Here is a 4,021-nt window from a genome sequence, read left to right as displayed (position 1 = left end):
AATAGAAAATGTATATTGAAATTAGACTTAACCTATAACAACGAACTCCTTCACCAAATTTGGGAGTTCGTTTTGTTGTTTTTTCAATAAACGATTAAATTTATTACTACTGTGAAAGGATAATGCTTGAAGTGTCATTCTGCTTCAATTAAGCTATTGTTATTTATTGTATGATTAATAAATATCCCTTTAGGTGAAATAGCGAGTATGCGGGATGATGGGGAGGGTTCAACCACAATGAATTGGACAGAAATTAATAATTGTGCAACGAAATGGATTAAAGAAGCTGGAGAAAATATCAAAAGGTCCTTTAGTAAAACCCTAGTCATTCAAACAAAAACGAATGCAAATGACTTAGTAACAGATATTGATAAAAGTACAGAGCAATTTTTCATTAAAAAAATAAAGGAAAGTTTTCCCGACCATAAAATCCTAGGTGAGGAAGGTTTTGGTGACAAGTTAAATAATTTAACTGGTGTTGTTTGGATCATTGACCCAATAGATGGGACAATGAACTTCATACATCAGCAGAGGAATTTTGCAATTTCTATTGGAATTTATGAAGACGGTGTTGGGAAGGTTGGTTTAATATACGATGTTGTTCACGATGAGCTTTATCATGCAATGAAGGGGAGCGGGGTATTTCTAAATGATCTACCATTGCCTCCTCTAGAGAAAGTGTCTATTTCGGAAGCCGTTATTGGAATAAATGCCACATGGGTTACTGAAAATAAACGCATTGATCCAGCTCTCTTATCTCCATTAGTGAAGGATGCACGAGGAACTCGTTCATATGGATCTGCCGCTTTGGAGATGGCGTATATTGCTTCAGGCAGGCTAGATGCTTATATCACGATGCGTCTTGCACCATGGGATATTGCAGCTGGGATTATATTGGTTGAAGAACTTGGCGGTCTTGCCACTACATTAAAGGGCGATGCTTTAAGCATGCTTGAAAATAATACAGTTTTTATTTCAAAACCAGGCCTTCATCAGGAAATAATGGAGAAGTATTTAAATAATGGCAAATGGTAAAAAAATGACCGTCCAATAAACTTGGCGGTCGTTTTTTTATCTTATAGAAGTCCGCTTTCTCTCAATTTCTTCTTTGTTTTAAATCCAAAGCCCATTGTCAAAATTAATAATATGATTGCGCCAATAATCCCTGCAACACTTTTTTCAGCAATTGCAACTCCAATTCCCATCATGCATAGTGCGGCCGCAATCGCAAAAGCTAATAATGGCCATTTGATTTGTTTCATTTTATGTAACCTCCCATTTTGGGTGTTTATTTTGCCTCTTATGAAAAACATTGTCTACAAATAATTATTTTACACAAAAACGATTTAAGTTTCCACTATATTTATGATATAATGTCTCAGTTATAGATTTGAAAAAGTGAAATTGATGTTAATTGTTAAATACAGGTAGGAGGAACTTCCTTGAAACTTAGAGAAGACATTCGAAATATTGCTATCATCGCTCACGTTGATCATGGTAAAACAACAATGGTTGACCAGCTGCTTAAGCAGGCTGGCACTTTTAGATCTAATGAGCATGTTGAAGAACGTGCAATGGATTCAGGTGACATTGAAAGAGAACGCGGAATTACTATTTTAGCAAAAAATACCGCGATTCAGTATAAAGATACAAAAATTAATATTCTTGATACACCTGGACACGCTGATTTTGGCGGTGAGGTAGAGCGTATCATGAAAATGGTTGATGGTGTTCTGCTTATCGTTGATGCTTATGAAGGCTGCATGCCACAAACACGCTTTGTTCTTAAAAAAGCATTAGAGCAAAATTTAACACCGATTGTTGTAGTCAATAAAATTGACCGTGATTTTGCCCGTCCAGAGGAAGTAATTGATGAGGTGCTAGATTTATTTATTGAACTGGAAGCAACTGAAGATCAGCTTGAATTTCCGGTTATCTACGCATCAGGTATCAATGGTACAGCAAGTACGGATCCATCTAAACAAGACGAGAACATGCAGGCTCTATATGATGCGATAGTAAATCATATTCCGGCACCAGTAGACAATCGTGAAGAACCTTTACAGTTTCAAGTAGCTTTACTTGATTATAATGATTATGTAGGTAGAATTGGTATAGGACGAGTGTTTCGTGGAACGATTAAAGTTGGTCAGCAAGTGGCATTAATGAAGCTAGATGGTTCCATTAAACAATTTCGGGTAACAAAAATCTTTGGTTTCTTTGGTCTTAAACGCCAGGAAATTGAAGAAGCTTATTCCGGGGATTTAATTGCTCTATCAGGCATGGAGGATATCAATGTTGGTGAGACCGTATGTCCTGTTGAACATCAAGAGGCTTTGCCAATTCTTCGTATCGATGAACCAACATTGCAAATGACATTTCTTGTGAACAATAGTCCGTTTGCCGGCAGAGAAGGTAAATACCTTACTTCTAGAAAAGTGGAAGAAAGACTCCGTTCACAACTGCAGACAGATGTAAGTCTTCGAGTCGATAATACAGATTCTCCAGATGCGTGGATTGTTTCAGGCCGTGGAGAATTACACTTATCTATATTAATTGAAAATATGCGCCGTGAAGGATATGAGCTTCAAGTATCCAAGCCAGAGGTCATTGTAAGGGAAATTGATGGTGTGCGATGCGAGCCTGTTGAACGTGTGCAAATCGATGTACCTGAAGAGCATACAGGTTCTATTATGGAATCAATTGGAGCTAGAAAAGGCGAAATGATTGATATGATTAATAATGGGAATGGTCAAGTACGCTTAATCTTTAATGTTCCAGCCCGTGGGCTAATTGGTTACACAACTGAATTCCTAACATTAACACGCGGTTACGGAATCATCAATCATACTTTTGATAGCTATCAGCCAATGGCACAAGGACAGGTCGGCGGAAGACGTCAAGGTGTTCTCGTCTCCATGGAAAGCGGAAAGTCTTCAACCTATGGGATAATGCAGGTAGAGGATCGTGGAACAATCTTTGTCGAGCCAGGAACGGAAATTTATGAAGGAATGATTGTCGGGGAGCACAATCGTGAAAGTGACCTCACAGTTAATATTACGAAAGTTAAGCAAGCTACAAATGTTCGCTCTGCAACGAAAGAACAAACGACAACAATGAAGAAGCCGCGTATTATGACGCTTGAAGAAGCTTTAGAATATTTAAACGAAGATGAATATTGTGAAGTAACACCAGAATCAATTCGTTTACGTAAAAAAATCCTTGATAAAAATGAACGTGAAAGAATTGCGAAAAAGAAAAAATATGCTGAAATGAGCTAAAAAACTTTTAAGGGGGAGAAGAAAATGGTTGATATAAATGAACGGCTGTCTTTTTTCGCTGCTTTATTTAAAGTGCAAGAAAATTCAAGCTTAGGAATGTGGATGTTATATTTGACCATTATTTTGCTCTGTATTATTGTATTTAAATTAGGTTTTGCGAAAAAATTGCCGTTAGCAAAATCGGCTATTATCTATCTCTTTCTTATTCTAGGGTGTACTGTCCTGACATTCTTTGCAGTATTCCTCCCGATTACAGAAGGCTTAGTAGTTGCAGCATTAATATTAATTATTTACAAAATCCGTCTTCATCAGTCAAAAAAGCAAGAAGGAAAACAGGTGTAGGATGGAGATGATATAATATGAAATCATTACAAGATACTTTGTATAATTGGCTATCGATTAAAGTTGTTATTTTGGAACGGCCAGATGATAAAGCTGCAGCTGAAACAGTAAAAATGTTTGAGGATATGCTAATAGAAGAGCACGGACTATCAGATATTCAAATTGAAAAAGATGAAATCATGTACTATGTTCACTTTGATCAAGACGGAGAAAGAAAAAAATCCCGTTTTCCAATAGAACTTATTGAAGTCATGCTGAATCAGATTAAATCGGAACCTGAAAAATATGTAAATTACCCAGAAGAGTAGGATTTTATATGACAAAAGAGGGAGGCAAAGGCCTCCCTCTTTTGAATTGTCTAACTCCAGCGCCTACCCCCTCGAGGTCACAAGCCAATC

General features: G+C 37.1%; 5 protein-coding genes. 4 read left to right on the top strand and 1 reads right to left on the bottom strand.

The annotated features are described in order from the left end of the window. Positions 1-237 precede the first annotated feature (237 nt). Positions 238-1,035, top strand: a complete 798-nt coding sequence (locus V7164_RS13110) for an inositol monophosphatase family protein (protein WP_335344756.1) — start codon at positions 238-240, stop codon at positions 1,033-1,035. 41 nt (positions 1,036-1,076) lie between these two features. Here V7164_RS13110 and V7164_RS13105 read toward each other — a convergent pair whose 3' ends face one another. Beyond that, on the bottom strand, positions 1,077-1,262 hold the full coding sequence (locus V7164_RS13105; RefSeq protein WP_335344757.1) for a DUF5325 family protein: 186 nt from the start codon (positions 1,260-1,262) through the stop codon (positions 1,077-1,079). A gap of 180 nt (positions 1,263-1,442) precedes the next feature. On the opposite strand from V7164_RS13105, the gene typA reads away from it, so the two are divergent. From typA to V7164_RS13090, 3 genes are read left to right on the top strand one after another with little or no spacing between them, the layout of a single operon-like run. Then, on the top strand, positions 1,443-3,281 hold the full coding sequence (typA, locus tag V7164_RS13100; protein WP_335344758.1) for a translational GTPase TypA: 1,839 nt from the start codon (positions 1,443-1,445) through the stop codon (positions 3,279-3,281). A 24-nt stretch (positions 3,282-3,305) separates the two neighbouring features. Beyond that, complete coding sequence (locus V7164_RS13095; protein ID WP_335344759.1) at positions 3,306-3,623, top strand: YlaH-like family protein; 318 nt, start codon at positions 3,306-3,308, stop codon at positions 3,621-3,623. A 17-nt stretch (positions 3,624-3,640) separates the two neighbouring features. Continuing rightward, on the top strand, positions 3,641-3,931 hold the full coding sequence (locus tag V7164_RS13090) for a hypothetical protein (protein ID WP_335344760.1): 291 nt from the start codon (positions 3,641-3,643) through the stop codon (positions 3,929-3,931). Positions 3,932-4,021: the final 90 nt, after the last annotated feature.

The sequence above is a fragment of the Bacillus sp. JJ1474 genome, from assembly GCF_036965225.1.
Classification (GTDB): Bacteria; Bacillota; Bacilli; order Bacillales; family Cytobacillaceae; genus Cytobacillus.
The sequence above is the reverse complement of the archived record's forward strand: the minus strand, read 5'-3'. Positions and strand labels throughout refer to the sequence as shown.

Excerpts from the sequence above, each read along its gene's own strand:
- V7164_RS13110 (WP_335344756.1), top strand. The coding sequence starts at position 238 with ATGAATTGGACAGAAATTAATAATTGTGCAACGAAATGGATTAAAGAA.
- V7164_RS13105 (WP_335344757.1), bottom strand. The coding sequence starts at position 1,262 with ATGAAACAAATCAAATGGCCATTATTAGCTTTTGCGATTGCGGCCGCA.
- V7164_RS13095 (WP_335344759.1), top strand. The coding sequence starts at position 3,306 with ATGGTTGATATAAATGAACGGCTGTCTTTTTTCGCTGCTTTATTTAAA.
- V7164_RS13090 (WP_335344760.1), top strand. The coding sequence starts at position 3,641 with ATGAAATCATTACAAGATACTTTGTATAATTGGCTATCGATTAAAGTT.